Here is a 19,498-nt window from a genome sequence, read left to right on the forward strand (position 1 = left end):
GAATACTAGAGAGTTCACCCACATAATTAAAATCAATAGTATGTATATCTACTATTTTCTGGATGAATAGGCAGAACTACCGTAAAACAGCTGCCCTGGCCCGGCTGACTGTCGACCCGAATCGTGCCACCGTGCTCCTCAATCACCCCCAGTGATATCGACAACCCCAGTCCGGTTCCCTGGCCAACCGGCTTGGTGGTAAAGAAAGGAGTAAACAGCTGTTTACAGACTTCATCACTCATACCACAACCGTTATCCCGTACATCAATGCAGAGCTGCTGCTCATCACAGTAGGTGCGGATTTCAATCACTCCGTTGTCGCTGACAGCCTGGCTGGCATTAGCAATCAGATTGGTAAACACCTGATTTAATTTTCCACCATACCCCTGAATCGTCGGCAATTCGCCATAACTAACCTCCAGCCTGGCGTGATATTTCAGCTGGTTATTGAGGATATTGATTGCCCCCCGAACACATTCATTAATATCCAATGGCTGCTTTTTCACATCCCCTTCATGCACAAAGGCTTTTAAGTCCGCAACAATTTGTTTAACCCGGTTCAGTCCTTCCCGGGTTTCATCCGACAGAGCATCAAAGTCATCCAGCAAATAGCGTAAATCATGCTGACTTATGGCATCACGAATCCTGGCCGAAGGTATTGTCACATCCGATGCCATATCATTTTCCAGCTGCTCAACAAACTGCCGGAATGCCTGAAAGGCTTCACCAATGGCATTCAGATTGGCGCTGACAAATCCAATCGGATTATTGATTTCGTGGGCAACACCGGCTGACAGAATGCCCAGAGACGCCATTTTTTCAGAAACAATCAGCCGCTCCTGCTGTTGTTTCATGTCTTCATGAACCTGATTCAATTGTTCGTATGAGTCGTACAGCGCCCGGGCTTTATCTTCCAGCAGCTGCTCTGCCCGCTTACGCAGTTCTTTTTCCCGCAGATACGCTTTCTGATAATCCGCCATACATCACCCGGCCAGCAGAGTCACAATCAGATGACACTGCGGATCATCACGATGCATACATAAGGGATGTTGCAGTTGGTAAGGCTGGTTAAAGTGGCGGGCGCTGCCATCAATCAGCCCTTCCGCCAAGCGGCATAGTTTGCGTTGAGACTGATAAATCATGGTCAGCTGATCGGGAGATTGCTGGTCTGGGGTTGGCTGGCTGTAGCGAAACTCCGGCACCCCGGCATCCGGGAATAATTTGCGCACTTCCACATGGATCACCCGGTCGACCGACAGCAGAAAGTCGATCAGGCCATCACATTCGTCAAAATAGCGCGGAAAACGCTTATAAAATTCGCCGACCATAAACTGACCAAAGGCAAATACCAGATCGTTTGGGTCAATACCGGTAACTTCTGAGCCCGCCGCGACCAGTGCCAGCAGTTCTTCATCATGGTAACTGTCGGTCGAAATAAATAAGCCATCCGATCCGGCTTTATCCAATACCGCTTGCCAGCCGTCCAGACCGTATTGCTCTTCGACCATGTCACGCAACATATCAAAGACAATCCCCTTCATACCGAAGTCGCCCCTTTCTCGATATACACATCCAGGTTCTCACCCGAGGTCTGTTCGAGATTAACCACCTTGCCAATCACTGCCTGATTCAGTTCAAAACCTTTTTTCAGTAACACCATGCCTTTGGATGACAACAAGTGGCGACTTAATATCATGCCCGGCTGCAGATCGGCTGATTTCACCAACTGCTCATGTTCGCGCAGCCTGTCGGTCGAGAACTGTTGATACACGCTGCTGAACAGAGTCACAATTTGTGGGTCATAGCGGCTACCGGAAAAGCGGATAATTTCACTTTCCGCCTGCTTTTCCGCATATTCGGTGCCGGTGTATTTACCCATGCGCAAGTCGATAAAGTCACGCACCACCGACAACACACGACTCCCCAAAGGAATGCTGTCAGCCGTCAATTTGTCAGGAAAACCAGAACCGTCGAAACGCTCAAACTGATTACGAATATAGACCCCGGCCATAAACAGCTGTGGCACCCCCAACAGAGCCGCCTCCCCCATCAAAGGATACTGTTTAAATAGCTGTAACTGATCTTTGTTGTACTGACTGTAAGGCGTACGCAGCATCTGATCAGTGAAGCCCATTTTTCCCAGATCGGATAACAGCGCGGCATCATGAACGGCTGAGACTTCCTCGTCAGGCATGTTCAGCTGGCGCGCAATTTCTTCTGCCATCGCAGCTTTCACCGATGCCGCATTTGCCACCGATTCATCACGCATGGCGGCAATACTGGAAGCCAGCATCACCATATGCTCGTAACCCTGACTAATAGCCCGGTTTGCCTGTTTCAGGCCTTCGGTACGCTCCGCCACCTTTTCTTCCAGTGAGGCATTCAGAATTTCCAGCTGCTGGTTTTTTTGCACTAGCTCTTCGCTGAGTTGTTGGTTACGTACTTCCAGCAATTTACTGCGCAGGTTTTCTTCCACTACCTGACGTATTTCATCGTCATTCCAGGGCTTATTCAGATAACGGCTGATTCTGCCTTCGTTAACGGCGGCAATCGTCGACTCCAGATCGGCATACCCGGTTAACAGAATACGAATGGTGTTGGGGTAAAGGCGTGCGGCTTCGGCCAGAAATTCGGCCCCGCTCATTTCCGGCATGCGCATATCCGAGATAATCAGATCAATCTCGGTGTTCTCCATTATGTACAGCGCATCCCGCCCGGATGTGGCGGTAACAATCTCAACCTGCGAGCGCCGCAATGTACGACGCAATGATTTGAGAATGTTCTCTTCATCGTCTACCAGTAATACCGTTGGCTTAATCAACGTATTTTCCGCTACTTCCACAATGTAACTCCTGATCAGGTTGTTACTTTCAGTGTAGAAGAGTTCTGGCAGTACAGAAGCAATATAAGGCGTACGATTAAAAACTACTGATAGGTCTCAGACCAGCTGGCCTGCGGGCGGGTGTAATTTACGCCACTGCTGTAACGATCGTAGTTCGGATGCCCCGGGAAGTAGTTAATCGGATGATCACCCTGTCGGGTATTCGCGACCAGACCACCGTCCCCCCCCAGGTTCACCCAAACCCCGGGCAGGGTTGTTTCCGGCGAGTAGCCAGCCACCTCACTCCAGTCGATAGAACGGGTGCCCATGGAGAAGAAGAAAGCAGCGGTATGGTTTAAATAATTCGACTGCACCGGGAACAGTTGCGCGGTTGGAGAAATCCCTTCCACAGCACCGGCACCCAGAATCGATGCCAGACCACTGCCGCCGGTAACAATCGTCTGATTCTGATCAATCCAGCCCACCGTGCGCACACCACCTAACTGAGTCTCCAGATTAATGGTGCCCAGAAAGCCGGCATCGGCCGTGATCGACGGACGGATAAAGCCCGAGACCACATCAATGGCATTACCCTGATAACCAAAGCCATCTTCGGCCCCGACGCGAAAACCCACCAGTTTGCGCGAGCCGGAGGTTTCATCAAAGGCAAATTCCAGATACGGATTTTGTTGCACCAGTGGTGTCATGGTGCAGGTGCCGTTATTACAATTAATCTGGCCCATGGTCAGATCACGGATTTTGACATCAATACCAGCATCGGGGAAAAAACCAGACGGGTATTCAGAAAAGGCCCGCTCTTCACCATGCGTAATAGCCGACGAAACATATTGTGCATCATCCAGTCCCACCGAACCACAAGGTGCCGCGGTACAGGCCCAGTCAATATTGTCGTTATAACTGGCCGGTGGGTTATTGTTGTAACACACCCGATCACCATTACCGCCGGTGCAGTTGGTGCCTTCCGGACGCCAGTAACGACCTAATGATACCTCAGCCACATTGGCATTAATTTCCACCTGAGCACCAATGGTTAAACGCAGCATGGATAAATCCGTACCATTACTTTGAGCCACCACCTGATCACGTACTTCGAAAATGGCCTGCCCGTACATACTGTCCAGCTCCTGTTCAGCCATTGGTGTCAGCTCGGCATAAACCGGAGCATGACTGAACAACAGTGTTAAACACAGCGATTTTAAATTGAGTGACTTTAAACAAAGTGACTTAAAAAAAAGTAACATTAAACAACCGGATTTATTCATCTTATTCATAGCTGTCCCCTTTAATTATTATTGTTCTACCGGAAAAATATTAACCTTGGTCGCTGCCGGCAACGTTAATCGGCCATCAATTTCCAACCCAATTAAAAATAAATGAGAGGTTGAATTATCAGCACTGTCATAGGCGACTTCCGGGCCATTGCCTAAATAAACACCTTTGGTTTTCAGCTCATTAACATCGATATATTCCGGCAAGGTTAATTGAACAGCACCTTTGTCTTCGTTCGGACCAACGCCATCAATTAAATCGATATCCAGATTTTTCATCTCAATGGAACCACTGATGTCATCAAACACAATCCAGGTTGCTCCACTGCCAATATAATTCCCATTCTGGTCATAATCCGTTTGTGGAATATTCTCATTACTGAACGCCACCTTGGTTCCATCATCAAAATCGGCCCGGGCACTGATTGTGATGCCCGCCTGACCAGAAACACCACCCAAATCGTCTTCGGATAACTGCGATAATTCCGCACTAACCGGCAATATGGTGATTAACAATCCCAGTGAAATTAATTGGTTATACATACGTCACAACTCCGGTTCAGATCTTGTGTGGTAATAACTAACCGCTGAATTTCGATGCCTTTCAGCTCAATCACATTTTCATTCGGAATATAAGGCAGGTTTGCGCCCGGATTGGCTTCGTTATAACGGCGCACTTCTTCGTTATAGGTCACGGTTTTTGGAACAAACGCCCGATGTTTTACATCATCTACTTTGGCTACGACCTGCCCGGCAGAATTACGCAGATAAATATCTTCCACACCGGTGATGGTTTCCGGGTCATCCGGATCACCAAAGTTCAGCTGACGCACAGTGATATGCCCGGGGATCGCCTGTTGTGCTTCCTGAGGCAAGGCTGCAATTTCAATACGCAGCTGAGTCGTTGGATCTTCGAGATTGGTACGCTCACCATTACTGTCGGTCGTCCAGCGGTAACGTTGTTGCTGTCGAAATTGTACGGTACTAATAGTGAGGGGCTGATCAATGGTACCGAAGGGTAAATAGGCATCCACACCTTCTAAAGATAAACGGCTGCCTAAAGCACCATTCGGATCTGAATTAATATCAATACTGTCCACCACCAGGCCAGTATTCAGCGCAAACGCCAGACCGCTGTTATTGCCCGCCTCAGACACATCCCGCGCCCAGACGTTGGCCCGGGTGCCGTAAAGGCGAAGTCCGGTTAAATCAATGGCGGCAAAAAACTGATCGTCAAATCCCAGATCACGATTCAAGTCGGTCACAGAGTCGATACGCAGATGCAGATCAAACTTATCAGACGCTTTATCCAGTTCCGCATCAAATAAATCGGAAGCGAGGGCAAAGTTATTACCAACTGATAATAAATTGCCCAGATTTACAGACCCCGGTGGGGCTACGCCGTCGGTTGTGAAACGCTTTTCACCACTATTATCTTCAACCGGCTCCGGGAAAAACCCATTCGGTAAGGTTTCATAACGCGAGGCATTATGACCACCACCGGACAGATAACTTAAACCATTATTTCGGCCAAAAGTCAGAAAGCTACGTTCGACCTGTGCCAGATCGGCTGCCGGGAAAGCGGTTTCCCATACCGTCAGGCTGCGCTGAGCACCGTAACTTTCGTTTTTATCGACAATCGTGCCTAAATTAAAAGAATCCAGAAATGTACCAAAACGCCCACCTGAGGTAGAAAGCCCGGGCGTTTCACCCGATTTATTTAAGCGCAATTCACTGAAGCGCAAAAAATCAGATTGTGATGAGTCACCTTCTTCCAGGTACAACTTAATTTCAAAATCATCCGGCTGACCTAAGTCGCCGGAATACAACACCACATTATCAAAGGTGGCACCCAGCCCTTCACCGGTTACATCGGATAATTGCGAGTCATCCAGAGCTTCCAGAGAAAAACTGGTCGATACAATAACGAGTAATGGTGATGCCCAAATACTGTATTTTAATCCCAAAACCATCTCCTCTCATTTTCGAAGCTGCAATTAAAAAAGCCTTCTGGCCGGACATTAACCTGCTGCGTGCCCACCTGACACCAAAGCTCATTGCCTGAGTTTTGCAGTACCACAAAATCATTATCACCCAGTGCCTGCAAACGCCACTGGTCAGCTGAGTTACAGGCAGTTCGGCTCAGGTCACCGTTACCGGTTGCACAAAATGCAGCGTTATCACGGCGGTTAATCATGCGCCGATCAACCGGGTCGTAAGTCCATAAATCGTTATTATTATTTTCACAACCAATGGTGCGGAATAATGAGCCATTCCAACGCAGGCAATCACCACTGTCATCGCGACTGCGAATTCTTCGCCAGCGCGGTGCGGTAATCACATCAATGGTTTTCGTAAAGGTGCCGTAGGTTTCCGTACCTGACTCATTGCTGTACACCATGGTCAACGTTGCCGTGGTTGTTACGTTACCGGTAAAGGTAAATGGCAGCTGAATAGTGGCACTGGCGGTTTGACCGGAAATAGCACTCATCAGGTATTCACCGCCACCGGAGGTTAATACTGAAGCATGTTTTACGTTGGCTGCCGGTGCATCATTTAACGACCAGCTATAAGTAATTTTGCCGTTCACACAGCTGCTGAAATTCGGAAAGGTATACGCCAGATCAACATTGGTTCTGAGCGCTAAACGACTCTGAATCGGAAAATAAGTATTGGCACCAACAGTTGCCGAGTCACCACTGCCAGCCGTTGAATAAGAGCCACCAGCAATAATGGCTTCTCGTGCCGCTCTCACCGGCCCATTTTCATTCGCCGTCACATTATACGTCTGAAATATTTCACTATTGGCTGAGTTGCCGCCCAGTGTCACCACACGCGATGGTGTGCGTTCACCCAAAGAAGCCTGCAATGTGTAAGGCGTATTACCTCGGAAAACCGGTTTTAAACTGATTGGGCTGCCCTGATTCTGCGCACCGTTATCCGTGTAATTAATCACTTCGACATCGGCACCATTAATAAAATCAGAAATACTGCAACCAGCGGGTAAATTGGGCGTGTACTGAACTGTTCGTTTCACACTGAATTGCGTATTAGCATTACCGGAACGGGTAATGGCAATAGGGAGCGTGTCGGTCTGATTTACGGTAGTCCCCCCGGTTAATGTCAGATTAGCCGGCTCGGTTACATCGGTTACACGGATAATAGCTGAGCCATATAATGACCCGGAAGTCGCAGCCACACCTTCTGTCGGATTAATGGTGACCCGGAATACCTCACTCAGGTCTTCCTGCTGGTTGTCGTTAATCACCGTCAGATCCAGGCTCCGCTCACGATCAATAAAGTTGATCGGAGTAATTTCCGGGAAGTTAATGATCGCCTGATCGCTGGTGAGAGCCGGACTAAAATCACTATCCATAGCGACTACCGACCAGGCAGTTGGGTTGCCATTACTATCCAGAGCCGTGGCTTGTTCCAGGGTAAAGGTTAATGCCGCTGCCCGAGCATAACGAGAGAAAAGATCGCGCTGAATGTTAATACCAGGACAAGCCGTCAGCAGATTATCCGCAGTTGGCACACTTTCCGAACAGGTGTAATTATCCTGCGTAAAACCAAATACCCCCTGCGCTACTTCACGCATCAGCAACTGCGCCTGAGTCTGCTGAGTTAACACTGCACCTGACTGAGAATCGTTACTCAGGCCGGTTAAAATAATGGTTACCGGTGTATCGTCATCGGCATAATCTGCATCGTTTTCAATATTGGTAAACTGAATAACAAAACACTGATAACTGGCACCACTGCCAGCGCCATTATCGTTAAACACCACGGCATCATTAGCCGCAGAAGGAATAATCGCTGCATTACCGGCGCGATCTGTTGCGGCAAAATAGAAATCATTCGGCGCAGCAGGCGTACCATCTTGCAAGCTGGAAACCACCTGATAATTCACCGTAACCTGACCGACACTGCCACTGTCGCGGAAAATACAGATTTCACCGGAATCGCCTTCATTACGGACTAATCTCAGATTACGCGAAGCAATGCCACCGGCCTGGTCACGCTCCACTGCCCAGATTGAGAAATTACCAAATTCGTTGGGGGTTAAATCTTCCAGTGCCAGCGTATGGCGACTCACCGGACCGGCGTTAACATCCAATAATGCAGCAAAGGGCTCATTGGTTTGTAACGAGGCAATTTCCAGCTGCGCCAGCTCGGTTCCTTCTTTCAGGCCATCATCAACACGATCGATTCGTAATTGAATGGATTTTTCACCACTCTCGCCTGCCAGCCAGCTGATTTTAGCTCCTGAATTAGCACCATCAGCCGCATAATCAACAAAGGCAATATCCAGCGCATTATCATCCACAGACGCCAACGCTGAATTACTGAAATCAGCACTGCCCGATTCAAACCGGACATAAGCATCCAGCTGACCACGCTGACCACGAACGCGCTGTAAGGCAATATCAATGGTGCTACCAGCAATATACTCGGCGGTGGTGGTGCTGAAAGTTGAAAAGGTGACATTACCCACTGGCGGTAATGGCATTAACGCAACCACTGAAGCAATATCCACCTGGCGATTAAAAATAAAAATATCGTCAACCAGACCAACCAACGACTCATCAGCGCCCGGAATATTGCCCAGCCAGAAATCGCCATTATTGGCGGAATAATTTTCTCCAGCCCCGTAGTTATAGGTTGCCGTTAATATCCCATCAATATAAACATCCAATGCATTCGGACGCTTGCTATACACCACATTAAGCCATTGGCGTAAAGGTTGCGCTGGCGTTTCCGCGCCGCTGTTCGCTACGTTTAACGCATCCTGAAAATAAATTTTTTCAGAGTCCGATTGCAGATAGCTGACAATATTGGATGAAAAAGCCTGATCACCAGTCGTCTGATTACCAAGCTGGAAAATCCCCCGGGTTGTATTGCTCTGCGTATCTTCATCAAAGCCTTGTTCAATACTGAGGCGTAACGCAATCACATACTCATCACCCAGAGATAAGCCGTTATCAGGATCACTGGCTAAGCCAGCAATTTTTGCACGATCTGGCGCTGCTAATTTTAAGGCACGCTGATCCGGGCTACCCTGAGGAAGAACTTCCAACAAAGAAACAGTATCCGGCAATGGATAAGCCTGGCTATTAACAATGTCGCGATGATTGCCGGAGATATCTCGGTTGGCAACATCTGCGTCATTAAAGTTATAAGCCGCTTGCAACGGAGACTTGATGGTTATCTGAGTGATCAGCTCACTAAAAGATTCGGTGGCCGCCGCCGGTGCGGTATCCAGTGCCGACAGCTTTAAGGTGACAAGTACATCGTGTGTCAGCAACGCCGGGGCAATAAATTCAGCCGATACCCTAGCCATGGAATTACTGCTGGCAGGGTCGCCGCCGGTAGCCGTGCGGTTCTGTAAGCTAATAACGGGAAGAGCAGCGGGTATGGTTAATCCATTATTAATATATTCTGCCGCTACTAACTCCAATGTAATTTTGGCGCTTGAGTCAGCCGTATTAAACCCGCTGATATCTATTAACTCACCTTCGGCATCCGTGAGTGTATAGTTAACCCGAACGGTCTGGCTTTCGTTAACAATCTCGTTTACCGGTTGTAAGGGTAATGATGCTCCGGCTTCAATCGCCAGTACAATTTCAAGCGGAAAATTAATTTTATCGCCATTAACCGTCCAGTTGCCTTCATCCAACGAGTCCTGAGCATTAATCCAGACCTGCCCCAGACCTGAACTGTTATACAGCTCCATTGCCAGCTTCAGGCGAGCGTTATCAACGGCATTTCCTGGGGCGGCAAAATGCCAGCTTTCATCACCACTATTCAGTGCCTGACAAGCGGTAAAACCAGCACTCCAGCCCGACTCGCCCGGCAAGGCGGTTGCCAAACGCCATTCATAGCCGTTGGTACAAGCATACTGTCGGCTAACAGAACCGGAGCAGGTGTCGGCGTACCAGGTTCCCTGCCCGGTTGCTTCACGATCGAAATAGGCACAATCCCGGCTGTCATCAATTAAAGAATTACTGCCCCAATCGACATATTCCGTGCGTGGTCGCCAAACACCTTCACTGCTGGTATCGCTGTAGTTGAGCCAGACCTTTTCTGTATCCGCTAAATTTTTGGCAATCACGGCGGCAGAAATTAAATCGTTATTTTCTTTGGCTGAAAATTCACCAAAGGCAATGGCCGAATAAAACTGAACGTTACCTAAATCAGAAAATTCTCTCTGGCAAGCGGCAAATCCCTGCGACCAGATCCCTTTGGCCGTTGTTATCTGCCAGTTCACCACCTGACTGCCATCCGGAATAATACGGCAGGCATAATGCGCTTCAGCAGTTGAACACTTGGCGGCATTCCAGCGACCGGATCGCGACGTCTGAGCGCAATCAAGATTGCCCAGATTACTCGGTTCATTGATCGCCCAGAATGCATTACGGGGTTTATTAACAATCCACTGGGCTTCCAGATCCCGGTCGTTCATATTGACCCAAACCGAATCACCCGACACCCGATCCAGAGCCGCTAATAGCTGTTGTAATTCGGTTGGATTTCTCGGTACAGCAAATAAACCACTGCCAGCACCGTCGTCACAATGTTTAAACCCGGCATTCCATGCATCACCAGCACTTTCAAACACCGTCCAGTTACCGGTAAAACAGGCAAAACGACCCACGTCGGTTGCATCACAAGGACGATCAGACCAGGAACCATCGCGATGAATCACCACACAATCGGATCCATTTAAATTATCGAATTCAGGTTTTTGCCACACTCCGGTTTTCAGGCGGTTGGCAAACCAGCGGTTATTCTGAGAATCACGCACTGCATCATTTAAGCGGTAATAATTAATCCAGATACGTTTTTGCTGAGCATTAAAAGCACGTATCGTGGCATCCAGTGCAAATTCTTCCGCCCCGGTTACCGGTGCTGAGAAATAATACGCCCGGCCAAACTGTTGTTTGCACAATTCATCACCGCGCTCGACCGACCAGTAATCATCATCGATCGGAATAATTTCCTGAACACCTTGCTGTAACACTCCCTGAGAAGTGGCTATTTCCCAACGCGAACCATCAAAACAGGCATAGTGTGCGGTACCGGAAATGCAGTTCTGAATGCGCCATGGATTATTTTCTCCAGCATCCGAACTTTCTTTATAAGCGCAGATATTCGCCAGTGCAGCATCCGGTTCACGCCCCGGGTACAACACTTGCTGCCAATTCGAAAATGGCAGATTAAACCGGAATTGCTGCTCTTCGCCGCCATCATTAACATTCAGCCAGATTCTGGTTTTGTTACTGCCTCGGCTCTGATTGGCTAATAAGCGGGCGAAATCCAACTGAATTTCGTCATCAATATTCAGCGGAGCGGCAAAAATATAATCCGCTCCATATTCCAGAAAGCATTGTTTGTAGCCATCGGCAATTTGCTGCGCCAGCCCTGTTGCTTTTGTCACCCGCCATTCAGCACCGTTCGAGCAGGCCCAGGGCGCCTCTGCCGCCGTGGTGCAGGATTCGTCGTACCAGTAACCGTCATCGTTCTGATAAACACAGTCTTCACCATCTTCTGCAGAGTTAAGCGCCACAGAGCCATTATCCGGTTGGCTGCTGGCCCAGTTTGGATAAGCCGTAATGGAATTGGCATTACGCAACCAGACCGATTCCTGCAGGCTGTCGGTGGCATTAATCCAGACCTGAGAAACACCAGCAGCGGCGACAATGGATTGCGCCAGCAGGTTTTCGTTGTACGTTTCCGGGGCTGAAAAAATCCAGCCATTACCCAACTGCAGGCAAGCGGCGGCACCCGCAGAGAAATCGGATAAATTACCCGCAGATGCTGGTGGTGACAGCCGAAAGAAGCTGCCGCTACGACATAAATAACGCTGAGTTAATGCTGCACAATCAGCATCCTGCCAGCCCCGGTTTATGGTATCAGCGCCAGCATTCAACACGGCGCAGTTTTCTCCGGTTAAGCCATCGGGTTGGCCATTAACCCAGTCCGGAATCTGAAAACTACGCTCATTCCAGACCCAGTCATCCCGGCCCGTATTAGCGTCTGCAATGCGGTTGCCATTAATCCAGAACTGCCCGGTAACACCCGCCTGCTGGGCAAAAAATGCCAGAGATTCAATCTGAATATGATTTTTAGGTGCCGAAAATAAATACCCAGAGCGCACCTGATCACACACCGCCTGGCCGTTAGAAAAATCATCTAAGCGAGTGAATTGTGACGACGCTGAAAAATACCAGCGCCCACCACTGGAACAGGCAACCGGAAAGCCGTTAGTACAAGTTTGAGCACGCCACTTCGCCGTATAAGTGCCGGCATTATTCTGAATATCAGCCACAACACACAACTCAAGACCACTGCTGGAAGGTTGACTCTGCGCCCAATTATTAAGCTCACGATTGCGCAGCCAGATTCCTTCAGTCTGACGATCCGTTGCATTAATCCAGACATCATTACCAGCCGCCTTGGCTTGCAGCGCGGTATTTTGTGATAGCGTAATCGGGGCAAAAAATTTAAATAAAGAACGCTCAGCAACCGGAATAGATGATGGCAAATCAGATTGGCAGGCCTGATTCAGGGTTTCAATATTGCCAAATGCATAGCTGTTAATGGTCAACTCCCAGCGACCATTATTACCAAACGTCGGGTCGTAACAGGCTAATCGCTTAGCGCTATTACACAATGCGTCGTCCCATTGGCCACTGGCCCCATAGAGCTGAGCACAATCCTGATTACCACTATTATTAGGCTCGCCCGCAGCCCAGAAAGGCGCAATAACATCGGATTCCAGATTAAACTTCCAGACCCCCTCGTAACGCTTATCCTGTAAATTGATCCATAAATTATCGATCCCACGCCCCTGAGCAACGGTTTGCAGGTTTTTATTCTGAACAAAAGAAGTGGGGGCTGAAAAACGGTAGTTACCCACCACGCCGTCATCATCCACTAATTCCAGACAAGCGTTATAAGTGTCCTGAATATTATTATTTGTTTCGGTACCGCCATCGTCTTTATCATCACCAAAGCGCACGTTACGATTAGAAATACGCCAGTCAAAACCGTTAAAACAGGCCACCGGCAAGCGGTCAAAGCAGTCTCGTGCTTGCCACAAACCATTATCATCCGCCAACATTTCTGCACAGTCCTGATTATCGTTGGTGGTCGGCCGCTGACTCGGAAAAAGAATTCCCCCGGCTTGTTTCCACTGGTCAAGGGCCTGAGTATTAATTAAACGCGCCTGTTCAAAAGAAATGGTATTCTGCCCGGTTTCATAATTACGAAACGGGCCACTGATATTATTGCTGCCATCAATGGTGTCGTACCAAACATCCTGTGCCAGATCACCGCCCAGCACGGTTGGGTCATCATTCGCAAATACCGCAGCAGCTAAACCGATCAGCCATACAAAAGAGACACAATTTAAAAGAGAAAAACGACTTATGTTCATAATTTTATTGTTATTAAATAGCAGAAGCTGAATTAAATAGATGGAATGGGTTCTACCCGTAAATAACTACCGGGCTGCACCACCAACCCGTCAATATCAATACGCCCGGTTTGCCCCTGATACAGCGAGCCATCCCCTATGCGAATGGCGTTCACATGTGCTTCTGCTTCCAGGTTTTCAACGGTAAAGTTCAGGCCTTTAGGAGTAATATCGAGTAAGGTTTCTGCAGAAAATTCACCCAGCACAACTTCGGCGGTAAGCTTAGCCGCAGAAGATTCATCGTCGGCATAAGTAAAATCAAACTGTGCCCCACGAGTGATGGCAGCATCCAGACGAATCCCCTGTGAACCCGTTGCCGACAACGCCCAGAGTGATGTCACCAGCGCACCACCATTGAGGTTGAGGTTTTCAATGGCAAAGGCACCTAAACTGTCGGAGCGACCAGAAAGACCATCCGCCTGACTGAAAATAATCGAGCCAATGGTCAGATCCAGATCCGAAATATCCGTTAATATTGCTGTCATTCCCCGGGCAAAATCCGTTTGCGAACCCACCAGCTCCAGCTGATAGCGAATTTCACCGTTCGTGGCGATATTGACATTTTCAAAGTTCAGGCGGTTTTCATCAGTGCGATAAAAAGCCGTACCAACAGTGATATCGGATAACAGCTCACCGCTTAAGCCTTCACTGTTGTCATTAGCACGAACCGTAAAATAACCCTGATTAACAACAATATCGCCATAGCCCAAATCACCAAACGACTGATTATTCAGCAACGGATTGCCCAGGTTGTCGGATAATTTAAGGTTATTAAATTCCAGCGTTCCGCGGGTTTCACCAAATTCAATTTTCAGCGCCTGATTGTCAGCACTGAGGAAAAACTCACTCTGAAAAGGACGATTTGATGAATCGGATTTAAATTCAATATTACTGGTTAATAACAAATCGTCTTCGATATAACGGAAATCAATACCGCTGCCATCGGTCATCAGAGTACGACTGCGAATTTTAACCGGCGTGTCATTCAACACGGTCGTTTCGAGAAAGCTGCCGGGCGCAAAACGCCAGCGGTTTAACCCCAGTGCACCAATGGAACGACCACTGAATTCAATCGAACCCACGGTAAAGTTAATGGCACCTAATTCGGACGAGCGGATATTCAGATTACCGTTTTCAGCAACATCAATCCGGGTAGAAATAAACCCTGGCCCCAGTACGTTACCGGCATCATCAATTTCAACAATCTGCAGACCAATATCTTTCAGCTGCAGAAACTCGTCACCCGAATCATCCTTATTCTCTTCGGTATAGGTCACCGAACCGATGGTAAGTAAGGTGCCATCGTCAGCTTCAATTTGTGTATCAATACTAATACCGGACTGGCCATACACAGATGCCATATCAACATCGTCAATTGCCTGTAATGCCTGCAAGGGTGACGCACATAACCAGATGGCTAATACGGAAAAGGCCGGATAAGAGAAAGTCCATCGAGAAGAAGTCAGGGGAGAGAAGATGGCGTTCATTAATGCCCCTCCACCTGCAGATAACTGTTATTAGTCAGGTTAATCTGCGCATCAAAGGTTCCCAGTGTTGGCGTGCTGGCAATATCCCGGTCGCTACGACGAAATTTCACATCATTAACCAATACATGCGCCGACACCCCGGCATCAGCCTGAGACGGATCAAAATCCACCACCAGTCCACGCTCACGATCAACGTTAACCCGTGCCCCACTAACACTCAGATCATCCAGCAACACAAAAGACGCAGAGCCTTCATAAATATCCGGATCAGACACCACACCACTGGCAACATCCACTTCGCCGTCAATATAAACGTAATCCACAGCGCTGCGTTTGCTTAATACAGCATCAAATTCAATCGCACTATCATCCTGGCCACGGGCGTTTTTCAGCAACACGTAACTGCCAGGTTTAATGTCGATATTGCGATACGCCACACTATTCAGGATGGCATCACCCAATCGGGCGTTGTATACATTAATATCGCCACCATTGGTTTCCGGCAGGCCAATACGCAAGCCATTATCAACAATATCCAGCGTAATATTATTGAGTTCTAAACCGCTCTTACCGGAATTGGACTGAAAACTCACGGTGCTGGTCAGCCGGGCGCCAGGATTATTGCCGTTGCCGTCTGGGTCTTCAAAATAGGTATCAAATGCCAGACTGTTCGGCAGACTGATATTAAAAGTCATACCGCTGTCGCCACCGATATCATCACCCGGGCCTGAAGCCACCGCGGCACCACCGCCGTATAACTCAACCCGGAATTCATCACTGGCCAGCCCGCCATTTTCAGTGCCAATTTTAAAATTATTCTGGCCATAAGCACCGATGGACACGCCGTTAATTTCGATTTTTCCAATATCGAGATCGATGGCCATGTCTTTATTCACCAACACTAAACCAGTTTCACCCGTGTCATTGGTGGCTACCGATAAATCAATCACAATCGGCCGGTTGGTCGGCGTGGCGATACGGATCGGACTTAAGCGAATACTTCCGGCACTCTGGCTGGCATTTCCATCACCACGGCTATTTCCATCAGAGCGACTATTTCCATCACCACGATAGTACCCATCATCATCGGTATAGGTAATGGCATTGATACTGGTATCAAATTCGGAGGTAAAACGAATCCCCTGAGCCTGACCCGTAACAGTCGACAGAGCGGAATCATCCAGACTTTCAAGTGCCTGCGTAGTGCTGGTCATAATGCTGACCATAGTGCAAAGCGGCGTCAGTGCCAGCGCGCACAGCAGCCTCCCCCACAGACCCAGATAGCGTGTTACAGCCATCTTCTAACTCCCTGTTCTTATAATTGTTATTTGAACGGTGGATCAAGAATGTGAAACAGACATTACCAGACCTGGAACGATAGCACCAGAAAAAACAGAACGAAGGTACAGTAAGTATTAATAAGGTATAAAAAAGCGCCAATTAATGGCGCTTTGTCGTAAAAAGGCAGTACTTCCTGATGATCAGAACCGATGAACCACCTTAACCGCATCCGTAACAGAGGCTGCATCAACATAACCAATCATGTTCGGATTCGCAGCAACCAAAGCAATGATGTCAGCATCAGTGCCTGACTCTTTTGGTGGTGTGCCTTTGCCGGTAAAAATCAGTCGCGACCAGTACGCCTTCAACTGGCTGGAAGATTTCCCCAGGATGGTCTCGTTAAAACCTTTGCGCAGGGCCGAGCCTTCACTCTGGTCCAGTGGAACGGCTTCAGTGCCATTTGGAAATGATTTGGCCTTCCCAAGAAAGATACGACTGATGGTGGAGGCATCCATCGCACTGTTGTTAGCAGCATTAACAATCACAGCCGTTTCCGACCAAACCGATGACGCCATCAGTACCAGCGCCAGAAACATGCCTATTTTGGATAATTTCATCATCTTAACCTCAGAATACAGTATCGACAGCGAAGGAATACAACACGGCATCATTATCTAATGCATCACTGCCCAGATCACGATCGTACTGTTCTACCTCAAATTTAAAGGCGGTACCGGTATCGAAGTCATAGCGAACACCCAGCGCGATGCTTTGTTGCTCGGTATCTTCTGTCACCAGTCGGTTGCTTTCGCCATCTTCTTCTACATTGGCATAAGTAATGTGCAGCATCAGGTTATCAAAATGCTTACCGGCGCTGAGCATATAAGCGGTATCATCGTTATCAAACAGGATGTCCGTTTCGATGGCAGTCCATTCACCAAAGGCAAACCAGTTACCATCGTCGTAAGCAATCGCAGCTTCAACAAATGAGTAACTTTCATCTTCGGCGCTTAATTCACTGGCCAGAACAAACGACGGATCCGAGGCTTCACTGGTCGCCTCTGCCTGGTGATAGCTGAATCGGGTACTGACGTTATCCAGACTCAGATTCAGAATAACCCCACCGAAGTTCTTAATTTCACCATCCACACGAATGCTGTCGGTCAGTGCCAAATCATTAAAGTCATCACGACCGTAATAAACTTTTACCGAGCCATCCAGGCTTCCGGCGGTAAAGCTCTGAGTCAGATCAATACCATCAATGGAGGAAATAAAATCCAGGCGATAGACCAAAGGGTTTGGACGAATCCAGTTATAGGCATAACCGACTTCCAGAAATTCAGAAAAATAATAGAAAGGCGTACGAATACGGCCAACTTTAACCGTTAAATCGTCAGTCACGTCATAAGAGGCATAAGCCCAGGCGGCTTCGGTATCGTAATCATCAATACCACGTGAAACGAGCTGTGCCGTTACTGAGGTTTTGTCATTAACCTGACTATTAAACTGCAACCCGATGATGGTATCCGGGGAAAAAGAGGCCGCATCATCATAGCCTGCATAGCCAGATTGCTGGCCGGTTACCGGATCAGTAATTTCATCATTGCTTAAAAAACCACCACCAACACTCATAAAACCATGAATATTGAGATCCGCTGCATTAACTGATGCGGTTGCACTCAGTAATGCTGAATAAATTAAGGCTCTGGATGTTTTAGCCATGTCTTCTCCCCTTGCTATAGATAATTCGTAACCCTGAAATATAGTCAAGAATTCATAGCCGTCAAAAAGATAAGGAAAAAATAATGGCTACAAAAAAGGCCTGTAAAAAACAGGCCTTTTTTGTAATTTGAAACACTCTCGCATTTCACATCAAGATTCACAATTTTAGTCAAAGAAACAGAGCCATTAACTAAAATCACTCGTTACTCAAAGGCATTAAATATATGAACATCAACCCTGAGATAATAACTCACGCAAATCCAGAATCGCGGCATTCGCCCGGGAAATATAAGAAGCCATCACCAATGAATGGTTAGCAAAAATACCAAAACCATCACCATTGAGAATAATTGGAGACCCCACACTTTCCTGGGTGGCTTCCAGTTCACGAATAATCTGACGCAAGCTCACCAAAGCATTTTTCTTTTGCAGCACATCGCGGAAATCCACTTCAATGGCACGTAAAATATGTGCCAGTGCCCAGGCGGTACCACGCGCCTCGTAAAACACGTCATCAATCTGAGTCCGCGGTGTTTTTACTTCCTGATCGTAATCTGTTGGAGTGGATTGCGATGCCACCGGATCACCGGCCAGGTCGGTATTTAAACGACGTTTACCGACCGACGCACTTAAGCGCTGAGACAAGCTGCCTAAACGGGTCTCCACATCAAACAACCACTGGCGCAGGTTATCTGCCCGGGCGTAAAACTGAGCGGTCGGTGTGTTGGGATCGGATAAACGCGCTAAATAGTTTTCCAATGCTTTTAAACCACGGCGGTATTCAGCTTCGGTTGACGGTACCGCCCAGCTGTTACTGTCAAAATGCAATTGTGGTTCAGCAATCGCTAAGTCTTTGTCTTCGGTTGACTGGCTCTGAGAACGGCTGAAGTCTTTACGCAGGGCGCGAGAAAAATCGCGCACCTGAACCAATACACCGTATTCCCAGTTAGGCACGTTATCCAGCCACAGGCCCGGAGGGAAAATATCATTACTCAGATAACCACCCTGCTTGTTCAACAGTGTATCGGTCACCTTCATCAGAGTGGCGGTGGTGGTAAAACCGGTAACGGTATCCACTCCCAGTTCTTCCGCTTTGGCAGCCGCGTGCTCTTTCACGGCGAAGGTTTCCGGCTCCTCACTCCAGAAAAAACCCACCACCAGCGCCACCAATAAATACACCAGCAGGGCTATCAGAATACTGCTGCGGGCAAAGCCGCCATCGGCCCACCAGTCTTGTGTGCGTTCTTTAATATCCTGCACGCGATCCTGTAACTGATCACTCATCCCGATTGTTTCCTTCATTATTCTGTTTGATGGCTGCAAAGCCTACTCGTCATCCCGGCAGGCGACAAGAGTTGCGGACATAAAACACCGTCATAAAACACCTTTAGCAACGGCGTCGGGCTGATATACTCACGCC

General features: G+C 48.2%; 12 protein-coding genes. All 12 read right to left on the reverse strand.

The features are described from left to right. Positions 1-32: 32 nt before the first annotated feature. The 12 genes from ACO05E_RS01260 to ACO05E_RS01315 all read right to left on the reverse strand — a co-directional run bounded on the left by ACO05E_RS01260 (position 33) and on the right by ACO05E_RS01315 (position 19,362). On the reverse strand, positions 33-980 hold the full coding sequence (locus ACO05E_RS01260) for a sensor histidine kinase (RefSeq protein ID WP_419811193.1): 948 nt from the start codon (positions 978-980) through the stop codon (positions 33-35). Positions 981-983: 3 nt separating this feature from the next. Then, complete coding sequence (locus tag ACO05E_RS01265; protein WP_419811194.1) at positions 984-1,541, reverse strand: heme NO-binding domain-containing protein; 558 nt, start codon at positions 1,539-1,541, stop codon at positions 984-986. After that, on the reverse strand, positions 1,538-2,842 hold the full coding sequence (locus ACO05E_RS01270; protein ID WP_419811195.1) for an HD domain-containing phosphohydrolase: 1,305 nt from the start codon (positions 2,840-2,842) through the stop codon (positions 1,538-1,540). The genes ACO05E_RS01265 and ACO05E_RS01270 overlap by 4 nt, the downstream gene beginning before the upstream one ends. An 83-nt stretch (positions 2,843-2,925) precedes the next feature. Further along, positions 2,926-4,113 (reverse strand): hypothetical protein, encoded by a 1,188-nt coding sequence (locus ACO05E_RS01275; RefSeq protein ID WP_419811196.1) that lies wholly within the window; start codon positions 4,111-4,113, stop codon positions 2,926-2,928. Positions 4,114-4,131: 18 nt separating this feature from the next. Beyond that, positions 4,132-4,653 carry a DUF6160 family protein gene (locus ACO05E_RS01280; protein WP_419811197.1) on the reverse strand — a complete coding sequence of 174 codons (522 nt, stop codon included), beginning with the start codon at positions 4,651-4,653 and terminating at the stop codon, positions 4,132-4,134. Then, positions 4,638-6,077, reverse strand: a complete 1,440-nt coding sequence (locus ACO05E_RS01285) for a hypothetical protein (RefSeq protein WP_419811198.1) — start codon at positions 6,075-6,077, stop codon at positions 4,638-4,640. Before ACO05E_RS01285 ends, ACO05E_RS01280 begins: the two co-directional genes overlap by 16 nt. Then, positions 6,068-13,549 carry a lectin-like protein gene (locus tag ACO05E_RS01290; protein ID WP_419811199.1) on the reverse strand — a complete coding sequence of 2,494 codons (7,482 nt, stop codon included), beginning with the start codon at positions 13,547-13,549 and terminating at the stop codon, positions 6,068-6,070. The genes ACO05E_RS01285 and ACO05E_RS01290 overlap by 10 nt, the downstream gene beginning before the upstream one ends. 32 nt (positions 13,550-13,581) lie before the next feature. Next, the gene (locus ACO05E_RS01295; protein ID WP_419811200.1) at positions 13,582-15,075 is read right to left on the reverse strand and encodes a DUF6160 family protein; all 1,494 of its coding nucleotides are present in this window, start codon (positions 15,073-15,075) and stop codon (positions 13,582-13,584) included. Next, complete coding sequence (locus ACO05E_RS01300; RefSeq protein WP_419811201.1) at positions 15,075-16,373, reverse strand: DUF6160 family protein; 1,299 nt, start codon at positions 16,371-16,373, stop codon at positions 15,075-15,077. Before ACO05E_RS01300 ends, ACO05E_RS01295 begins: the two co-directional genes overlap by 1 nt. Positions 16,374-16,556: 183 nt before the next feature. After that, positions 16,557-16,973 carry a phosphate ABC transporter substrate-binding protein gene (locus tag ACO05E_RS01305; RefSeq protein WP_419811202.1) on the reverse strand — a complete coding sequence of 139 codons (417 nt, stop codon included), beginning with the start codon at positions 16,971-16,973 and terminating at the stop codon, positions 16,557-16,559. Between the two features lie 10 nt (positions 16,974-16,983). Continuing rightward, entirely contained in the window at positions 16,984-18,078 is a 1,095-nt protein-coding gene (locus tag ACO05E_RS01310; RefSeq protein WP_419811203.1) for a hypothetical protein, read from the reverse strand. A gap of 231 nt (positions 18,079-18,309) precedes the next feature. Further along, entirely contained in the window at positions 18,310-19,362 is a 1,053-nt protein-coding gene (locus ACO05E_RS01315; protein ID WP_419811204.1) for a DUF2333 family protein, read from the reverse strand. Positions 19,363-19,498 lie beyond the last annotated feature (136 nt).

The organism is Bacterioplanoides sp., from assembly GCF_965226395.1.
In the GTDB taxonomy this organism is placed as follows: domain Bacteria; phylum Pseudomonadota; class Gammaproteobacteria; order Pseudomonadales; family Oceanobacteraceae; genus Bacterioplanoides.

Excerpts from the sequence above, each read along its gene's own strand:
- ACO05E_RS01260 (WP_419811193.1), bottom strand. The coding sequence starts at position 980 with ATGGCGGATTATCAGAAAGCGTATCTGCGGGAAAAAGAACTGCGTAAG.
- ACO05E_RS01265 (WP_419811194.1), bottom strand. The coding sequence starts at position 1,541 with ATGAAGGGGATTGTCTTTGATATGTTGCGTGACATGGTCGAAGAGCAA.
- ACO05E_RS01275 (WP_419811196.1), bottom strand. The coding sequence starts at position 4,113 with ATGAATAAGATGAATAAATCCGGTTGTTTAATGTTACTTTTTTTTAAG.
- ACO05E_RS01280 (WP_419811197.1), bottom strand. The coding sequence starts at position 4,653 with ATGTATAACCAATTAATTTCACTGGGATTGTTAATCACCATATTGCCG.
- ACO05E_RS01290 (WP_419811199.1), bottom strand. The coding sequence starts at position 13,549 with ATGAACATAAGTCGTTTTTCTCTTTTAAATTGTGTCTCTTTTGTATGG.
- ACO05E_RS01295 (WP_419811200.1), bottom strand. The coding sequence starts at position 15,075 with ATGAACGCCATCTTCTCTCCCCTGACTTCTTCTCGATGGACTTTCTCT.
- ACO05E_RS01300 (WP_419811201.1), bottom strand. The coding sequence starts at position 16,373 with ATGGCTGTAACACGCTATCTGGGTCTGTGGGGGAGGCTGCTGTGCGCG.
- ACO05E_RS01305 (WP_419811202.1), bottom strand. The coding sequence starts at position 16,973 with ATGAAATTATCCAAAATAGGCATGTTTCTGGCGCTGGTACTGATGGCG.
- ACO05E_RS01310 (WP_419811203.1), bottom strand. The coding sequence starts at position 18,078 with ATGGCTAAAACATCCAGAGCCTTAATTTATTCAGCATTACTGAGTGCA.
- ACO05E_RS01315 (WP_419811204.1), bottom strand. The coding sequence starts at position 19,362 with ATGAGTGATCAGTTACAGGATCGCGTGCAGGATATTAAAGAACGCACA.